Below are 17,521 nucleotides of genomic sequence, written 5' to 3' on the forward strand. Positions count from 1 at the left end.
CTAACGTGGGTTCTTTTCTTCAGCACCCCGGAAATCCGGGAGGCGCTTCTCCCTGAAGGCTTCGATCCCTTCCCGAACAGCATCCGTGCGGAATACTTCCGCAAACAGTTGCGCCTCAAGTTCGAGTCCCTGGGTGAGTGTCGTTTCTGATGCTGTGCGGACCAGTTGGCGGATGCTTTCCACTGCTGTTGTGGGAAGTGAAGCAAGATGCCGGGCGAAGTGGAGCGCCTCGGACATCGGGTCTTCGCTTGAAACGAGACGATTGACCAAACCAATACGGTGTGCTTCGGCGGCATCGATCGGTGTCGTAGAGAGCATCAGTTCCAGGGCGCGTGCCGGGCCGACGATGCGCGGAAGCAGCTGGGTGCCGCCGTTCCCGGGGAAAACGCCCCTGCTTGCCTCTGGCAGTGCAAATGAAGCCCTGTGGGTTGCCATCCGGAAATCGGCTGCGAGGATCAGCTCGAGGCCTGCGCCGAAAGCGACGCCGTCCACGACTGCGACGCTTGGTTTGCCGCAGCTCTGGACCGCGAGGATCAGCCGATGCCCTTCGCGGCTGATCTGCCTGGCATTCCCATCGGCTATGCGCTGGGGGAACTCCCTGATGTCGGCGCCGGCTGAGAACGCTTTAGTGCCTGACCCCCGCAGCACTACAGCGCGAACGTCGTCGCGGAACCGGAGCGAGAGAAAAATCTCGAGAAGCTCGTTCTTCGCAGTTCTTGACAGCAGGTTCAGTGGCGGGTTCTCGATGGTCACAACTGCTATGTCCTGATCGAGTTGCAGGCTCGCCAACGGTGGTGCCTGGGTGGTGGTGCTTGCCATGGGTTCCTCCTTCGTCTTTGAAGTGGATGCAGTGAATTTGGGGGTACTGTCCCGTTCGGTCCGTGTGCAGGTTCCTCGTTCTTGGGTGATCCAGTTCATATCTAGGGACCGTATTCAGAATGCTAGACCGAGGAACGGTGAATAACAAGATGCTTTTCTGTCTCAGGCAGAGGGCGATCTGCGCCCTGAATCGCGACAGGCAGGGGCTACCCTGCCGGATGCGGAATGCCAAATTTCCGCGTCCGGCACGGCAGCAGCGACGACTTTTTTCGGGTCTTAGGCGAGAAGATCCTTGGCGATGATGTTGCGCTGAATCTGGTTGGTGCCTTCGATGATCTGGAGGCCCTTCGCCTCCCGCATAAAGCGTTCCATCGGGTAGTCGGTGCTGTACCCCTTGGCGCCGAAGATCTGAATGCCGTCCAGGGTGATTTGCATGGCGGTATCCGTTGCGAAGGTCTTGGCCATCCCGATCAGTGGCGCGGCGTCACGAGCCGACATGCCGCCGTCGAGCACGGCTGCGGACTTGTAGACCAGGTGCCTCGACGCCTCCAGCCCGATCTTCATGTCCGCCAGCATCCACTGCAGACCCTGGAACTCCGCGATTGGTTGCCCAAACGCCCGGCGCTCCTTGGCGTATGCCACGGCGTGGTCGAGAGACCCCTGCGCGAGACCCAGGGCCCGCGCACCGACAAGGGGACGCAGCTTGGTGAAGGTGCTGGCCGCCGTCTTGAATCCTGCACCTTCCTCGCCGAGGCGGTCCCCGGTAGGCACGAACACATTGTTGAACTCGACCTCGCAGGACGGTATGGCCCGCCCGCCGATCTTGTTCATCTTCGCGCCCCGGTGCACTCCCTCGGCATCGGTGGGTACTACGAACGCGCTAAGCCCCTTGTGGCCGGGACCGCCGGTGCGCGCGAAAGTGACGAAGTAGTCCGAGACCGGAGCGTTCCCGGCCCACACTTTCTTGCCGGTCAGCCGGTAGCCACCCTCCACGGGCTCGGCCCGGGTCTGAAGGTTGGCCATATCCGAGCCGACGTCCGGCTCGGTGTTGGCCGTGGAGAACCGCAAGGTGCCGTTGGCCAGTCCGGGGAGAAACCGCTGACGTTGTTCCTCGTTGCCTGCCGCGCTGATCGCAAAGAACGGCTGCCAGGTCATCATCAGCAGATAGGACGTGTTGTAGCAAGCACGTGTGAGGCCCTCAATGGCCAGCGCACAGGACAGGATGCCGGAATCCTTCCCTCCGTACTCCGGGCTGAACGGCAACGCCAGAAGGTTCCTCTCCACCAGCAAGTCAAACATGTCCTGCGGGTATTCGCCGGTCCTATCCCGCCTGGCCGCCCCGGCGGCCACCGGACCGTCAGCCAACTCGCGGATCTCTTCCTGGAGCGTCAGCTGCTCGTCGGTGAGTGCGTACTGCTCTTTCTGAATGGTCTCGGTCATGGTGCTCATGGTTACTCCTTGAAGCGAATTTCGTTGTTTGTTGTGCTGTCTGTGCGGACTATTCCGAGGGCTTCCATCCGGTCGACTTCGGTGTCCGGGAAGCCCAGTTCGTGAAAAACGTCGCGGGTGTGTTCGCCTATGCGTGGCGGGGGAATATCCACAGGCAGCCAGGGCGGATCAGCTGCCACGGGGGTGCGGACCTGCCGCAGGCGTCCGATCGTGGGGTGTTGCACCTCCAAGGTCCTGTCCGATCCATCCGTCAGAACATCGGAAAGTGCAAGGACGGGTACGACGCCGCCCCCTACCGATCCGGATAGGTCCAGCCAGTGTTCGCGCGGCTGTGTGCGGAGCAGCGCGGCGACCTGTTTACGGTTCACCCTTGACTCACCGGACATTCCGGCGCCGGCGGATGGAGCCTGCGTGGCCCAGTGAGCATCATCGGTGTCCAGCCACAGCGACAGTCCGTCGCCGCAGACGTACGCCCCGCGGATTGATGCAGATACGCCCTCCGGGGCCTGCTCCGGTTCCGCAGCTGCTGCACCCGAAGCTCCCGCTGAAGCAGCTGCAGTAATCAGATCCGTTTGGGCGTAAAGCTGTGTGTCCAGCAGGTTGAGTTCTATGGTGGAACCTTTTCCGCTGTCCGTGCGGCGGAGAATGGCCGCAAGAATCCCGGTGGCCGCCAGGACTCCGGCCGCAACGTCCGGGAGGCTTACGCCCATCCGTACTGGCTTGCCCCCGGCTTGTCCGGTGGCGGACATCGAACCGCTCAGCGCCTGGATGACCGGGTCATTCGCCGGACGGGAGGCATACGGGCCGTCCGGGCCGAAGGCCGACACCGTGCAGTAGATGAGCTGCGGATGCCTGGCACGCAAATCCTCCGCGCCGATTCCGAGGCGTTCTGCCGTTCCGGGCCGAAAATTCTGCACGACGACGTCAGCCTGACCGGCAAGCTTCAGCGCGGCCGCCAGCCCTTCCGGCTGCTTCAGGTCCAGGGAGATGCTGCGCTTGCCACGGTTGAATCCGAGGAAGATGGCCGATTCCCCCGCAGCGTAGACGCTGCCCATGCTCCGGCCGATCTCGCCGCCGGGTGGTTCGAGCTTGATGACCTCGGCGCCGAGATCCGCCAGCAGCATGGTGCACCATGGCCCTGCGACAAAATGTGTCAGGTCCAGTACGCGCACTCCTGCCAGCGGCCTGTTCACGAGAGCGCGGGTTGGCCGGGACGCTGGACGGCGTCGTTCACAGTGAGCGGGGTGGACGGTCCAAGCGCCAGAGCCGACCAGTCAGTGTGGAGGTAGCGATAGGCGGCTTCGACAATCCAGTAGTTGCCGTAGGGCATGACGTCCTCCAGTGGGAATCGGGAGAATCCCGCACCGGCCTTCTCCGGTGGGAGGCGGCCCCAGCTGCTGTGCAGGAGCACGCCCCCAGGGGTGAGGTAGTTGGTGAACAGCTCCCCGGTGATCGAGTCTGCTGCGGCTGCGGCCCACCCGGTCGATTCGCCGTCGAGCCGTGCCAGACGCAGTAGCGCATTAGCCGCGATGGTTGCGCTGCAGGAGTCCCGCGGGACGGCCGGTGCCGCCGGGTCGGCGAAGTCATAGAACGGCACATGGTCCTCGGGCAGGTGGTCGACGTACCAGTGGCAGACCCTCCGTGCGACATCGAGGAACCGTGCATCCCCGGTCGCCTCGTAGACGTTGACGTAGTTGTGCATTGCCCAGGACTGCCCCCGCGACCACGTGGTGGTGTCGCTGTAGCCCTGCATCGAGTACCGCCGGGCGGGCTGACCCGCCTCGAGATCAAACTCGATGGCCTGGTAGGCCGAGCCGTCCTCCCGCACAATGCCGTAGTCCAGCAGATTGGTGTTGTGCGTCCTCGCAATGGCTGCGAGCTCCGGATCCGCAGCTGCGGACCAGTAGAACGGCAGCAGGTTCAGGCCCGTGTCGATGACCGCCCGGTTCACACCCACCACCTGGAAGAAGACTCCAAGGCGCTCGTCGAAGTTCCTGCTGTATTGCCGGGTCGCTACAAGAGCGGCATCGGTGAGGCCGGCGTCGCCCGTGATGCGGGCACCCAGGCATGAGGCGTAGAACAGGTCACTGCCGGACGCAGAGAACCGGGGAGGCTCCTGCGACAAACTACCGGCGACGACGTCGGCAAGTTTTTGTGCGGCGGCGCGGACCCGCTGGTCATCGAAATGGTCGGCGACCAGCCAGAGGCGCCCGGTGAGGAATCCAACCCATTGGAAGGTGGACCAGCTGTGCGGCAGGTAAGCCTCACAGGAACGGTAGCCGCCAGTGGTGTATTTGAACCCGGGCACGCTGCCCGCGGGCGAGTTCTCGATGATCTGCAATACCGGCTCGAGACCGCGGCGTACGTCTTCGAGTGCCTGCTGTGCCTGTTCCTGCAGTAAGGGGCGCCGGGTAGCTGACGTCTGGATGATGCTCATGAGATTCCTTTGTGGCTGTGGATTGACTGCGGGTGCGAGGGGACTGGCTCAAGGCCCAGCGCTGCGGCGCCGCTGTCGAGAAGTTTCCTGCTGTCCTCCTCCGAGACACCGGCCGCTGTGAGGATTTCGAGAGTGTGCTCGCCCAACAGGGGCGGCGCTTTCCTGATGGGCGGGCGCTCGCCGTCGAATGTCATTGGGAGGCCCACGGTGGGCAGGTCTCCCAGGGTGGGATGCTCCATGGTTGCCAGCAGCCCGTTGTGGAGAACCTGTGGGTCGGACATCGCCTCGGAAAGATTGTTGACCGGCGCGCAGGGAACCCCGGCGTTCTGGAGCACTTCCAGCCACTGTCCGCTGGGATGTTGTGCCATGAGCGCGCTGATCTGCCCTGCGAGCTCCGCGCGGTGCTGCACCCTTCCAACATTCGTTGTATACCGTGGGTCGTCGGCAATTCCGGGCTGTCCCAGGGCCGAGCACAGCAGGCGCCAGAACTTATCATTGATGACCGCGATGTACACGTAGCGGCCGTCGCTGCAGGGGAACGCCTGGTAGGGAGAGAACTGAGGATGCGCGCTGCCCAGCCGCGGCTGTTCCTCGCCGTTGATGAGGTACTCCTGTGCGCGCGGGCCCAAGGCGAACACCGAGACGTCGAGCAGGTTCAGGTTGACCTCGCTTCCCTGTCCGTCGCGCTGCCGGCCGACGAGTGCGGCGAGGATGGCGTAACCTGCCATCATCCCCGCACCGAAATCGGGGACGCTTACTCCCTGCCGGGATGGCGGGCCGTCTTCTTCGCCAGTGATGGACATGGCGCCCGAAAGTGCCTGGACAATCGGGTCGTTTCCGGCGAGGTCTACGTAGGGGCCTGAGGTGCCGAAAGCCGAGATGGACGCGTAAACCAGGCCGGGGTTGCGTTCGGCGAGGCTGGCACGGTCCACTCCGAGCTGGGCGGCCTTGCCCGGACGGAGGTTCTCTACTACAACGTCGGCCTTTTCGGCAAGGCGGAAGAAGACCTGCCGACCCTCAGGATGCTTAAGGTCAAGCGCGATACTCCGCTTGTTCCGGTTCAGAGACAGGAAAACCGCGCTCTGGTCACCGGCGTAGATGTTTCCAGCCTGACGGGACATATCGCCCGTCTCCGGGCGTTCGATCTTGATGACGTCAGCGCCGAGGTCCGCCAGGACCATCGTGCACCAGGGGCCGGCCGCGAGGTGGCTGAGATCCAGGACCGTGATTCCTTCAAGCGGCAATCGTGCGGTCATGCTTTTTCTCCTTAGTTCTTATACAGGAAATCGGTTCGAGTAAGTACTGGAGGATGTCTCCAGGCGAATTTTGTGTCAGCTTTTGTCTGGAAGTGTTGTCAGCGGTTGGAGAGCGCGGTGGAAACGGTGTCTGCAGCCTGAACCACCTGCGCGCCCAACCCCCGCTTTTCACCGGCGTTCATGCTCGAACCCAGATATGTGAGGCTCAGGGCGGCAACAACAGTTCCCGTATGGTCCCGGACCGGCGCAGCGAATCCCGTGATCGCCGAATGCAATTCCTGATTGTCGAGGGCATAACCGCGCTTGGCCTGGCCGAGCAGGTCCTTACGGAAGTCATCGGCATCAGTGATGGTGTGGTCAGTCATCCGTTCGAACACGTGATCAGTAAGCCACTGCTTCTGATCCGCTTCCGGCAGTGCGGCCACCAGGACTTTACCCAAGGCGGTGACGTGCGCCGGAATGCGCGTCCCAACGTGGGTCACCAGCCGCACCAGACTGTCCCGGTGCTCAACCTTCTCTATGTACAGCACGTAATGACCATCGAGCACGGCGAGATTGCAGGTTCCGCCGGTACTGCCGGACAACTCCTCCATTGCAGGTCTGGCAAGCTCGGGCAGGTCAACCAGCTCCAGGGCAGTGGCGGCAAGGGAGAACAGACGCAGACTGAGGCGGTACCGCTGATTGTCATCCCGAACCACGAGCTCCTTTGCCTGCAGTGTCTGCAGGAGACCGTGAGTGGTGCTTTTCGGCAGATCAAGGGCCTGGGCAACCTCGATCATGCGCATGGGTGACTTTCGCTCCGACAACAACTCCAGCAGTGCGGCAACGCGCTCGACCGAGCGGACGAATCCGTTGTCGCTGACCATTTACACATCTCCTTTTTCGCCTACACCGACAGGTGGAACAGTAACAGCAGGCCTGCTTTTTTCATTGACCGGGGTTGGCGGAGACTGGCCGTCAAGTACTGCGAGGGCGTTTTCCAGTGCGAGCATCGCCATCCGTGTGCGGGTTTGCTCGCCCGCGCTCCCGATGTGCGGGGTAAGTACCACACTGTCCAGTTCCAACAGGCCGGGATGAATTTTTGGCTCGTACTCAAAGACGTCGAGACCGGCGCCACGGATCTTTCCCCTTCTTAGTGCTTCCACTAGCGCGTCCTCGTCAATCAGTGGCCCGCGGGCCGTATTGATGATGATGGCCCCCTGCTTCATCGCCGCCAGCTCCTCAGTTCCGAGCAGGTGCCGTGTCCGCTCCGTAAGCGGGGCATGAAGGCTCACTACATCGGCGGTCCTCAGGAGCTGGGGAAGCGGCATCCGTTCCACGCCGCTATTGTGCGCCTGATCCGAACCGGCCGCGATCACCCGCATTCCGAAAGCCCGCGCCCGCCTGGCCAGCGCCTCGCCGATGCGGCCATAGCCGACGATCCCGAGCACTTCCCCGGCAAGGTCGCGGCCGAGGAACAGCCGCGGACCCCACGACCAGGCTTCACCACGTCTGAGGAAGGCATCCGCCTGGACAATCCTGCGGTTGAGTGCCAGCAGCAGGCCCATGGCGAGATCCGCCGTCGCATCCGTCAGTACATCCGGTGTGTTGGTCACCGTTATTCCACGGCTGGAGGCGGCCCCGACGTCGATATTGTCGGTGCCCACAGATACGGCCGAAACCACCTGCAATTGCGGCCCCGCGTGGTCGAACAATGCGGCATCCATTTTCTCGGTAAGGAGTGTGATGATGCCCGCAGCGCCGCTGACGCCGTCCAGCAGTGCCTCCCGGGTGGGTGGCAGGTCACGGTCGGGATGGACCACGAGCTCGTGCCCGGAGTTCCGCAATAATTCCATTGGTTCCGGGCCCAGATCCCGGGTGACGTACAGGTGCCCTGTAGCCATGACCACCTCCTTGTGGCTGCTTCGGATTCAGTGCAGAAGGATCAGGCCGGGTCGACGCCACGGTCCGCGGCGAGGCCGCGGCGCCCCGGCACCGGCTGACCAGGCTGCGATCCGCTGCTCGGCTTGAGGTAGACGACCTTCGACTGGGTAAAGAATTCAGCGTTGGTGAGGCCGATGGAGAACGCTCCAAGGCCGGATTCCTTCACACCGCCGAAAGGTACGTGCGGCTGGCTGACGGTCCCGTGGTTGACGTGGATCATGCCGGCGCGGACCTCCCGGCCGAACCGCATTGCTACTTCAAGGTCTTCTGTGAAGACAGCCGCTGCCAGTCCGTACTCCGTGTCGTTCACGATGTCGATAGCCTCGTCCACGTCCTTGACCCTGGTGATGGTCAGAACCGGACCGAAAATCTCCTCACGTGCCACGACCATGGTCCGCGTTACGTGGTCCAGAACGGTCGGCGCGAAGTACAGGCCGTCTGGAACCTGGCGGTCCGGCGTCGTACGGACGGCGCCTTCCTCGATTCCCTGGCGAACATAAGCAGAGACTTTCCTGAGCTGGGAGTCATTGACCAGCGGTCCGACGACGGTGCCCTCGGCGTTGCCCGGGCCGACCTTCAGGCCGGACCAGGTTTCGGTGAGGAGTGCCACGAGGTCGTCGGCGATTTCTTCGCGCACTATCACCCTGCTGATGGAGGTGCAGCGCTGCCCGGTGGCCTGGATCGCTGCGCTGGTGACCTCTGCGGCGACGCTGCGCAGGTCCTCGGCGCTGTGTACGTAGGCTGCGTTCTTGCCTCCGAGTTCAAGCTGCACCGCGCCCATGCGTCGGGCCACGGCCTCGTTCACTGTGCGCCCGACGTCAGTGGACCCGGTGAAGGACACTCCGGCAATACGACGGTCCTCGGTGAGTTGGTTGCCGACCCTCGATCCGCGGCCGGTGACCACATTCAGTACGCCCTCGGGCAGTCCGGCGTCGCGAAGCAGGGCAGCGAGTGCCAGCGCGGTGAGCGGCGTTTCGAGAGCCGGTTTCAGCACTACGGTGTTGCCGAATATCAGTGCGGGGGCAATCTTACGCACCGGCGCAACCGCCGGGAAGTTCCACGGGGTGATGGCCGCGACGACGCCGATCGGCTCGCGTTCGGTGTAAACGAGCTGTCCCGGTGCCCGGCTCGGAATCGTGGTGCCGTGGATTCGGGCACCTTCCCCGGCGGCATAGTCAATTTCCATCCGTGCCCGGCCCACCTCGCCGCGGGATTCCGCGAGCGGCTTTCCCATTTCTCGGGTCATCAGCCGGGCGAGGTCTTCGGCGTTCTCCCCGATGAGTTCGCTCCAGCGGCGAAGGACGTCTCCCCGCACCGGTGCGGGGGTGGCGGCCCAGCCTCGGAGGGCGCGCTCGGCAGCGCTGATGGCGGCTTCGACATCTTCGGGTGTCGAGTCCGGGACAATACCGACGACGTCGTCCTTGTCCGCCGGGTTCAGGGTTTCCACACCCTGCCCGGAACTGGGAGCCCAGGCGTTGTCGATGAAGTTGACCTGATGCGGGTACTCAAGAGTCTGCTGATCAATCACGGGGTTCTGCTCCTTTGCATGCTTTTGTATTCTGGTGCTTCGCGGTCATCTGGACACGCGCTGCACGGTTAGGCCGGCGTCGACCCAGCTGCGGTCCCAGCTGTCGTCGTTGATGGCCAGGGTGGTGATTCGTTCGCGTTCGACGACGGCTTCCGCCGCCGTGATCACTTCGGCGGCGCGGTGGCGGGGTACAAAGACGATGCCGTCCTCGTCACCGACCACAAGATCTCCCTGGCACACGGCGGTGCCGCCGATGGCGACGTTTCCCCGGATCACCCCGGGTCCGTCTTTATACGGGCCCAGATGGGAGACGCCGCGGGCGAAAACAGGGATGTCGAGTTCGGCGAGCTCGGAGAGGTCGCGGACCGCGCCGTCGAGCACTATTCCTGCAATTCCGCGGTTCTGTGTATAACTGCCGAGGAGTCCACCGACGATCGCGCGGTCGGTCTGTGAGCCGGCATCGATCACGAGTACCTCCCCGGGAGCCGCCAGATCAGCTGCTTTGTGCACCACCAGGTTGTCGCCCGGACGGGTCTGCACGGTCAGCGCGCGACCCACCAGGTGAACGGCTTTGCGGTCTGATGCCCCAGAGATGACAGGGGACAGGCCGACGGCACCGCCAAACCGCTGCATGGCATCCGAAAAAGCCGCCGTCGGCAGGTCAGCGCAACGAGCAAGTAGGGCGTCGTCGATGCCGGGAACGTCGTCGTAGATAAGGCAATCGGACGTCATCTCATACACCAGCCGTTGTCGGACGCAGGACGGCCTTCATGACCGACCCGGCCTTCACATCCGCAACCGCCTGATTTGCCTGGTCCAGTGGGTACTCCGTCAGGATGCTGGAAAGGTCGAATTCGGCGAGCAGCCGGGGAAGGGTCTGGATGTATCGGATGTAGTGCTGCGGGGAGAAGCCCCAGGAACCCTGAACCGTCAGCTGTTTGCGGGTGATGTAGTGGGGGTTGATCGGAGTGGTGCCGTGGTCGGTGTATTGGCCGACCACGCAGTACTGTCCGCCCGGACGCACCATTTCGATCCCTTCCGCTACCGCAGAAGGGATGCCTGCGCACTCGATGACGACGTCCGCACCCTGACTGTGGGGTGTCATGGCCTTGACCGCGGCGATGCGGTCTTCAGTGCTGGTGCCGTCCATGACGTCGAAGTGCTCGTGGCCAACACCAAGGTTTGCGGTGGTTTGCAGGCGTGAGGCAGGGCCACCGACGATGATGACCTTCCCTGCGCCGGACAACTGGGCGTAAATGGCGGCGGCTACGCCCACCGGCCCACTGCCCTGAATCACGACAATGTCACCGAAGCTGATCTTCGTTTCGTACAGGACACCGTGTACGGCCGTAGGCCCTGCGCAGCCGAGGGGTATGACGTCACGCGGTGTGATTCCCTCAGGAAGCTTCACCAGCGTGGTTCCCGGTTGCAGGTACATACTGTCCGCCCAGCCGCCGGAAAGGTGTGGGAAAGCGTCGGCGGACTGGTTGATGCCGTAGATGCGCCGTGAGCCGGTGCACAGAGTTGGTTGCTGTTCTACGAGGCAGTACCTGCAGCGGCCGCAAGCCACACTGTTCTGCCACGCAACGGCGTCGCCCACTGCGAGCGGGGCGCCGAGTACGTCGTGGGTGAGACCCTCGCCCAGGGCTGCAATGCGTCCCACGGCCTCGTGGCCCAAAACCACCGGCGTGGGAATGGGTAGCCTGCCCGCCTGAAGGTGAACGTCCGTGCCGCAGATTCCTGCGTACTCGACATCGACTATGGCGGCGTTCTTGCCTGGTTCCGGGATGTCGAAACTCTTCATTTCGAAAGGGGTTTCGAAAGCTGAAAGCACTATTGCTCGACTCTGAGCGGTCATCTGACTCTCCTTGGTTGGATCTCTTCACGGTCTCGTCGAGTTCGTATTTACGGACCGGGTTCCTCATAAGGTACCTTTTCGTCGAAGGGATCACAACCCCTTCGAATCATCTGCACATCATTGACGAGGAGGTTCCCCATGCGGATCCTGGCTGCGCCGGACAAATTTCGAGGAACTGCAACTGCGGCGGAAGTGGCAGAAGCGATAGCCATGACGGCCCGGGATCTGGGTTATGTGGCCGAAACACTGCCGATGGCGGACGGGGGCGAAGGCACGCTTGAGGCTTTAGGTGGGCCAACGGAAACCTCGCTGGTGACGGGTCCCGACGGTCAGACGAGGGAAGTGTGCTGGCGGTTCTCGGAGGGCACGGCCGTCATTGAGATGGCGCGGGCGTCCGGGCTTGCGCTGTTACCCGAGGGAACCAATAATCCGATGACGGCCACCTCCTCCGGCACTGGGCAACTCGTTGCAGAAGCGTTTGGCAGGGGTGCCCGGACCGTGGTCGTTACCCTTGGCGGCTCTGCCACAACAGATGGTGGCCTCGGTGCGATCGAGGCGATTGGGCGCGTCCCCCGGGACGCCGAGCTTCTCGTCGTGTGCGACGTTGAGACCCGGTTCACCGATGCCGCACGCGACTTTGGCCCGCAGAAAGGGGCATCACCGGCCCAAGTTCTCGAACTGACCGTCCGGCTGGAACTCCTTGCGGCCCACTATCTGGAGAAGTTTGGCGTGGACGTGGCAGACTTACCCGGCGCCGGTGCAGCAGGAGGCCTTGCCGGCGGCCTTGTTGCTCTGGGAGGCCGCCTGGTTCGCGGTTTTGACTATGTCGCAGATGCTTTGGAACTGAATGCCGCAATTGACAGGGCGGATCTTGTTGTAACGGGGGAGGGGCTCATGGACGCGCAATCCTTCTCGGGCAAGGTGGTGGGAGGCGTTGCCGCCCGCGCCCGGATTCGTGGTGTGCCGGTAGCCGCCGTCGTCGGTAGCATCGCTCCTGGGTTCGCCGCACCGATTCCAACCTGCAGTCTGGTGGAAGCCGTTGGTCTCGAGGTGGCGCTCACGGACACGCTGGCAGCGGTTCGGAAAGCTGCCGCGGTCACGTTCAATGCTCACCCTGCGTAATCCGACAAAACGTTCCGAGACCACACACAGTTCGGCGTGGAGAGCGGGGCCTATCTTCTCGATTGCCACGCTCGGCGTACTGGTGGCGTTCACATATGCTCGTTCAAGGACTCTCGAGCGATAGGACCCCCATGACCCGCACGTATGTCATCGACTCAATTCCCGGCGACGGCATCGGCGTCGATGTCACCGACGTGGCGATGCAGTGCGTCGACGCCCTCGCCGAACGTCACGGCTTCACGGTGCAGTGGCGCATCCGCGACTGGAACAGCGACCTGTACCGGAAGACCGGCCGCATGATGCCGGTGGACGGGATCGAACAGCTCAGTGACGGTGACGGGATCTACCTCGGTGCGGTCGGAACGCCGGACGTGCCGGACGACGTCACTCTCTGGGGTCTGCTCATCCCCATCCGCCGCGAGTTCGACCAGTACATCAACCTCCGACCCATGCGGCTGCTGTCCGGCGTGGTCGGCGCCATGCCGGGCATCGAAGAGCTGGACATCGTGGTGGTGCGGGAGAACGTCGAGGGGGAGTACTCGCAAATCGGCGGCAGGTTTGGGTCCGGAACAGACGGCGAGTTTGCCGTCCAGGAGAGCGTCTTCACCCGGAAGGGCGTCGCCCGGGCCGCCCGCTACGCCGCTGACCTGGCGGCAGAACGCGACGGGCGGCTCGTCTCGGCGACCAAATCCAACGGCATCATCCACACCATGCCGTTCTGGGACGAGGTGGTGGCGGAGACCGTGAAGGAAGTTCCCGGCGTCGTCGTCGACAAGGTACTCATCGACGCACTGGCGGCGCGGCTGGTCATGAAACCGACCAGCGTGCGGACCATCGTTGCGTCGAACCTCTTCGGGGACATCCTCTCGGACCTGGTGGCGGGTGTCGCTGGATCCATCGGTATTGCCCCGAGCGCCAACCTGAACCCGGAACGCAGGTATCCGTCCATGTTTGAGCCGGTGCACGGCTCGGCGCCGGACATCGCCGGAAAGGGCATCGCCAACCCGGTTGGTGCGCTGTGGGCGGCGGCGATGATGCTCGACCACCTCGGCGAGAAGGATGCATCGAAGTCCCTGACAAGCGCCTTCGAAGCCGCGCTCGCGGACGGTATTGCCACGTCGGATCTGAAGGGCTCGGCCACCACCGCTGAGTACGCGGCAGAGGTGTTGTCCCGGCTGAAGGAACCTGCTGGTCCGCAAGTGCCGGAAGCTATTGACGCCGCACCCAACCGAGCGCATAATCCTAACCGTGTTAGGAAATCCTACTCGCGATAGGTTGGCCGAAAGACGGGAGACTTCCCGCCGGGAAATCGTCGACGCCGCCTGGTCAATCGCACGCGAGGACGGACTGGCGGCCGTGACCCTGCGGGAGGTCGCGGCGCGCGTGGGCATGCGGGCGCCGTCGTTATATACCCACTTCGAATCCCGGAACGCCATCTTCGACGCTATGTTCGCCCAAGCCTGGCGTGACAGCCTTGAACAGATGGAAGCCGGCGTCGTCAACGCACCGCGAAACGGCCTCCGCGACTTCCTCAAATGGAACTCACGCACCTTCTTCGAGTTCTGCGTGAGCGACCCGGCGCGCTACCAGCTGATGAACCAGCGGACCATTCCCGGGTTCGAACCAACACCGGAGTCCTACGCGCCGTCCGTCACCGCCTGGGAACGGTTCCGCGAGGAGCTGGCGCCGTACGGCGTGACCCGCACCGAGGACATCGACCTCTACACCGCGCTGCTTGGCGGGCTCATCGACGCCCAACTCGCCAACGATCCCGGCGGCAACCGCTGGGGAAAACTGCTGGACCGCGCCGTCGATATGTACGTCGACGGCCTGGACCTACCCTGATCTCCACTGCACGCAAGGACACCGCCATGACTACCCAAACCGCCACGGTTGGCACCCGTGAAAACCCGCGCCGCATCGTCCTGGAACGAGTCACCGCCATGCGGCTGGCACGCGACGAATACGCCCGGGTGGCCGACGCCGTCGTCGGACTCGCACCAGAACAGTGGAGCCTGCCCACGGACTGTCCCAAGTGGGATGTCCGCGAGCTGGTCGCCCACATCTGCGGCATGGCCGCGATGGCCGCAACGCCCTGGGAGACCAACCGGCAGCTCAAGGCGGCAGACAAGGAAGTGGCGCGCACCGGGGTCGCGCAGATCGATGCGCTGACCGGACTGCAGGTATCCGAGCGCGCCAGCAAGACGCCGGAGGAGCTCACCGCCGAAATGCGCTCGGTCGGACCGAAAGCTGCCCGCGGCCGACGCCTTACGCCGTTCTTCATCCGAAACCGGCGCCTGCCGGAAGAGCAGTCCATGGACGGGGTGAGCGAATGGTGGACGATCGGCTACCTGCTGGACGTTGTCCTCACCCGCGACCCGTGGATGCACCGAATCGATCTGAGCCGCGCCACCGGCAACGAGTTGGTTCTCACTGCAGATCACGATGGCGTGATTGTCGACGACGTGGTCCGCGAGTGGGCGAGCCGGCACGGAAAGCCCTACCGGCTGACGCTCACCGGCCCGGCCGGCGGCACCTGGAGCACGGACGACGACGGCGAGCACCTCGAGCTCGACGCGATCGAATTCTGCCGGATTCTCTCCGGTCGGGCGCCCGGGGAGGGGCTACTTAAGACGAAGGTTCCGTTCTAGAGACCAACTCAAAAAGAACCTCGGCGCCTGAAGGGTTCGGCGACCACCGCGGAGTTTGCGGCCGAAGTGCTCACGAGGTTGAGGTAACCAGACACGCTCGCCCGGAGGAGCGAGTCTGCACCGTATGCGTGCTGGCTTACAACACGCAACGGAATCCGATGTGCGTGGTTGCCGAGTCCTCAGTCTGGGGTGATCGCGCGGCAGGCCTATAGCGCAGACAGTATTCAGGAGCACATAAGTGGGAGCCGCCCTTCAGCACCCGGGTACCCGGCGCTATAGCGGGCCCCGTGTCACCGCCGGGTCCGCAACCGCAACTCGACACAGGGGCAGCCGGGTGTCGGTCGGACCACCCGTCCACGGTCCATTCCCAGGTATTGCCGGTCATATCAAACAAGCCGTAGCCGTTCGGTGCGAAGCTGCCAACCGGCGCAGTACCTACCCATCCATTAGCTCCATGATTGCGGTACGGGAAGTGCCCCTGCCACGTATTCGCTTTTAGCCCTGGTGGCTCGTTCGGCTCATCTCCCCAGGCGTAGACGGCGCTGCGTATTCCGCCACGGGCTGCATACTCCCACTCCTTCTCAGTCGGTAACCGCTTGCCCGCCCATCCGGCATAGGTGGTCGCGTCTTCGAAGGACACCTGCACAACCGGGTGTTCCATCTTGCCCTCGATGTTTGACCCGGGACCGAACGGGTGCCGCCAACTCGCGCCCGGCCGCCACGACCACCACTGACGCCAATCCCGCAGATCGACAGGGCCCGCCGTCGGGGTGAAGACCAGCGACCCCGGAACCAGCACGGCAGGATCAGCGCCAGGGAACTGTTCTGGGTCGGGCGCACGCTCCGCCACGGTCACATAACAGGTCTCCTCAACAAACTGCGCGAATTCCCGGTTGGTCACCGCGTAGCGATCGATGGCGAAGGGGGCAACCTCGACCTCGTGCATAGGGCCCTCCTCCGGATAGAAGTCGTCGGATCCCATGAGAAAGGATCCGGCATCCAGTTCCACCACTGGCGCTTCACTCATCTGGTGAGTCCTTCCAATACAGCCTCCGAGGGATGCGGTTGATCGCCCAAGCTCTCCTGCTGTGCGCGCAAACGTTGCTTGAGTTCCTCGCGGATGTCCGCATATGCCGCTTCGTGATAGACGTTTCGAAGTTCTTCAGGGTCCGTTGCAAGATCATAGAGCTCCCACTCGCCCGGATAGGTGAACGCACCGGTTCCAGGCTGCCCAAGGCCGTCGTTATAGAAAAAGATGAGCTTGTAGCGGTCCGTCCGGTAGCCGTAGTGCGCCGGCGCGTGGTGGAAAACGTCGTCGTGCTCCCAATAGCGGTAGTACATGCCCTCCGCCGGAGGCGCGTCCGGCTCACCAGTAAGATCTCCCCAAAAACTCCGGCCCTGCATCCGCGGATGGTGCCTGACCCCGGCAGCATCGAGAATAGCCTGCGCCATATCGACGTTCGTCACGATTCCGCTGTGCACCTGGCCGCCCGGAAGGCGGCGCGGATAGCTGAGCAGGAATGGCATCCGAAGCGATTCCTCATACATGAACCGTTTGTCGAACCATCCGTGGTCGCCGAGGAAGAATCCCTGGTCCGACGCGTACATCAGCAGAGTGTCATCGAAGTCGCCTCTGGCTCGGAGCCAGTCGATCAACCGGCCCACGTTCTCGTCCACGGCGGCCACGCACCGCAGGTAGTCCTCCATGAAGCGCTGGTACTTCCAGAGGGCCTCCGCCTCATAGTCGAGTCCGGATGGCGGCGGCTCCTTGAGGTCGTCCAGGTTGAGGTTCTCGGCCAGGCGCATCAGGGCGCGCCGGGCTGAGGAGGTGCGGGTGGAATAGTCGTCGTCCCAGGTTGCGGGAACGGGAAGCGGATCCGAGTACAGGCCGGCGTGCCTGGGATGGGGCTCCCACGGGCGGTGCGGTGCCTTGTGGTAGATCAGCACGCACCAGGGCCCGTCATCATCGAGTCCTTCCACCCATCTCGTGGCAAGGTCGGTGATGATGTCGGTAGCGTAGCCCTCCACCGTCCGCAGCCCGTCAGCGGACAGGAACCGGGGGTTCCAGTACTCCCCCTGATCAATCACCACGTCCCAGTAGTCAAAGTTCTCCGGATCATGGCCAGGACCTTCGCCCATATGCCACTTGCCGATCATCGCCGTCCGGTACCCGGCCTCCCTGAGCTGGGAGACGAAGGTCGGCTGGCTCGCGTCAATCGGAGTCACCAGAGTGGTCACACCGTTCACGTGGCTGTAGGTGCCCGTCAGGATGCTCGCCCGGCTCGGGGAACACAGCGAGTTCGTGGCGAAGCAGTTCTCAAAGCGCCACCCGTGCTCGCCGATCTCGTCGATGCGCGGGGTGGTGTTGACCAGCGAACCGTAGGAGCTGATGGCGTGGGCGGCATGATCATCGGTGAGGATCATGACAATGTTCGGCCGGCGCTCGGAACTCATGGCATCTCCTTGTGAAGTGGCGGG

Annotated in this window: 16 protein-coding genes; 4 read left to right on the plus strand and 12 right to left on the minus strand. The window is 63.5% G+C overall.

Annotated elements, in window-relative coordinates; all coding sequences use genetic code 11:
* The 10 genes from BJ994_RS02795 to BJ994_RS02840 form a co-directional block, all read right to left on the minus strand.
* Nucleotides 1–819, minus strand: coding sequence for an enoyl-CoA hydratase/isomerase family protein (locus BJ994_RS02795; RefSeq protein WP_167991252.1), 819 nt, complete (start codon nt 817–819; stop codon nt 1–3).
* 276 nt (nt 820–1,095) lie between these two features.
* Complete coding sequence (locus BJ994_RS02800; protein ID WP_209066530.1) at nt 1,096–2,268, minus strand: acyl-CoA dehydrogenase family protein; 1,173 nt, start codon at nt 2,266–2,268, stop codon at nt 1,096–1,098.
* A gap of 2 nt (nt 2,269–2,270) precedes the next feature.
* Nucleotides 2,271–3,440 (minus strand): CaiB/BaiF CoA transferase family protein, encoded by a 1,170-nt coding sequence (locus BJ994_RS02805; RefSeq protein WP_209066532.1) that lies wholly within the window; start codon nt 3,438–3,440, stop codon nt 2,271–2,273.
* Between the two features lie 17 nt (nt 3,441–3,457).
* Complete coding sequence (locus BJ994_RS02810; protein WP_167991257.1) at nt 3,458–4,705, minus strand: hypothetical protein; 1,248 nt, start codon at nt 4,703–4,705, stop codon at nt 3,458–3,460.
* Complete coding sequence (locus BJ994_RS02815; RefSeq protein ID WP_167991259.1) at nt 4,702–5,961, minus strand: CaiB/BaiF CoA transferase family protein; 1,260 nt, start codon at nt 5,959–5,961, stop codon at nt 4,702–4,704. The genes BJ994_RS02810 and BJ994_RS02815 overlap by 4 nt, the downstream gene beginning before the upstream one ends.
* Before the next feature lie 98 nt (nt 5,962–6,059).
* Nucleotides 6,060–6,827: an IclR family transcriptional regulator gene (locus BJ994_RS02820; RefSeq protein ID WP_167991261.1), complete on the minus strand. Its 768-nt coding sequence runs from the start codon at nt 6,825–6,827 to the stop codon at nt 6,060–6,062.
* On the minus strand, nt 6,828–7,844 hold the full coding sequence (locus BJ994_RS02825) for a 2-hydroxyacid dehydrogenase (protein WP_167991263.1): 1,017 nt from the start codon (nt 7,842–7,844) through the stop codon (nt 6,828–6,830).
* A gap of 41 nt (nt 7,845–7,885) precedes the next feature.
* The gene (locus BJ994_RS02830) at nt 7,886–9,412 is read right to left on the minus strand and encodes an aldehyde dehydrogenase family protein (RefSeq protein ID WP_167991265.1); all 1,527 of its coding nucleotides are present in this window, start codon (nt 9,410–9,412) and stop codon (nt 7,886–7,888) included.
* A 45-nt stretch (nt 9,413–9,457) separates the two neighbouring features.
* Nucleotides 9,458–10,144, minus strand: a complete 687-nt coding sequence (locus BJ994_RS02835; RefSeq protein ID WP_167991267.1) for an RraA family protein — start codon at nt 10,142–10,144, stop codon at nt 9,458–9,460.
* 1 nt (nt 10,145) lies between these two features.
* Entirely contained in the window at nt 10,146–11,270 is a 1,125-nt protein-coding gene (locus tag BJ994_RS02840) for a zinc-binding dehydrogenase (protein ID WP_167991269.1), read from the minus strand.
* 138 nt (nt 11,271–11,408) lie between these two features.
* Between BJ994_RS02840 and BJ994_RS02845 the strand changes: the two genes are divergently transcribed.
* From BJ994_RS02845 to BJ994_RS02860, 4 genes are all read left to right on the plus strand, one after another.
* Nucleotides 11,409–12,392: a glycerate kinase family protein gene (locus tag BJ994_RS02845; RefSeq protein WP_167991271.1), complete on the plus strand. Its 984-nt coding sequence runs from the start codon at nt 11,409–11,411 to the stop codon at nt 12,390–12,392.
* 131 nt (nt 12,393–12,523) lie between these two features.
* Nucleotides 12,524–13,666 (plus strand): tartrate dehydrogenase, encoded by a 1,143-nt coding sequence (locus BJ994_RS02850; protein ID WP_167991274.1) that lies wholly within the window; start codon nt 12,524–12,526, stop codon nt 13,664–13,666.
* A 1-nt stretch (nt 13,667) separates the two neighbouring features.
* Entirely contained in the window at nt 13,668–14,237 is a 570-nt protein-coding gene (locus tag BJ994_RS02855) for a TetR/AcrR family transcriptional regulator (RefSeq protein WP_167991276.1), read from the plus strand.
* 26 nt (nt 14,238–14,263) lie between these two features.
* Complete coding sequence (locus BJ994_RS02860; protein ID WP_209066538.1) at nt 14,264–15,043, plus strand: maleylpyruvate isomerase family mycothiol-dependent enzyme; 780 nt, start codon at nt 14,264–14,266, stop codon at nt 15,041–15,043.
* Nucleotides 15,044–15,179: 136 nt separating this feature from the next.
* On the opposite strand, the gene BJ994_RS02865 is transcribed toward BJ994_RS02860, so the two are convergent.
* Together BJ994_RS02865 and BJ994_RS02870 are read right to left on the minus strand one after the other, a co-directional pair.
* Nucleotides 15,180–16,070, minus strand: a complete 891-nt coding sequence (locus BJ994_RS02865) for a formylglycine-generating enzyme family protein (RefSeq protein WP_167991279.1) — start codon at nt 16,068–16,070, stop codon at nt 15,180–15,182.
* Nucleotides 16,067–17,497 (minus strand): sulfatase family protein, encoded by a 1,431-nt coding sequence (locus tag BJ994_RS02870; protein WP_167991282.1) that lies wholly within the window; start codon nt 17,495–17,497, stop codon nt 16,067–16,069. Before BJ994_RS02870 ends, BJ994_RS02865 begins: the two co-directional genes overlap by 4 nt.
* Nucleotides 17,498–17,521: the final 24 nt, after the last annotated feature.

The organism is Arthrobacter pigmenti (assembly GCF_011927905.1).
GTDB classification, from domain to species: Bacteria; Actinomycetota; Actinomycetes; order Actinomycetales; family Micrococcaceae; genus Arthrobacter_D; species Arthrobacter_D pigmenti.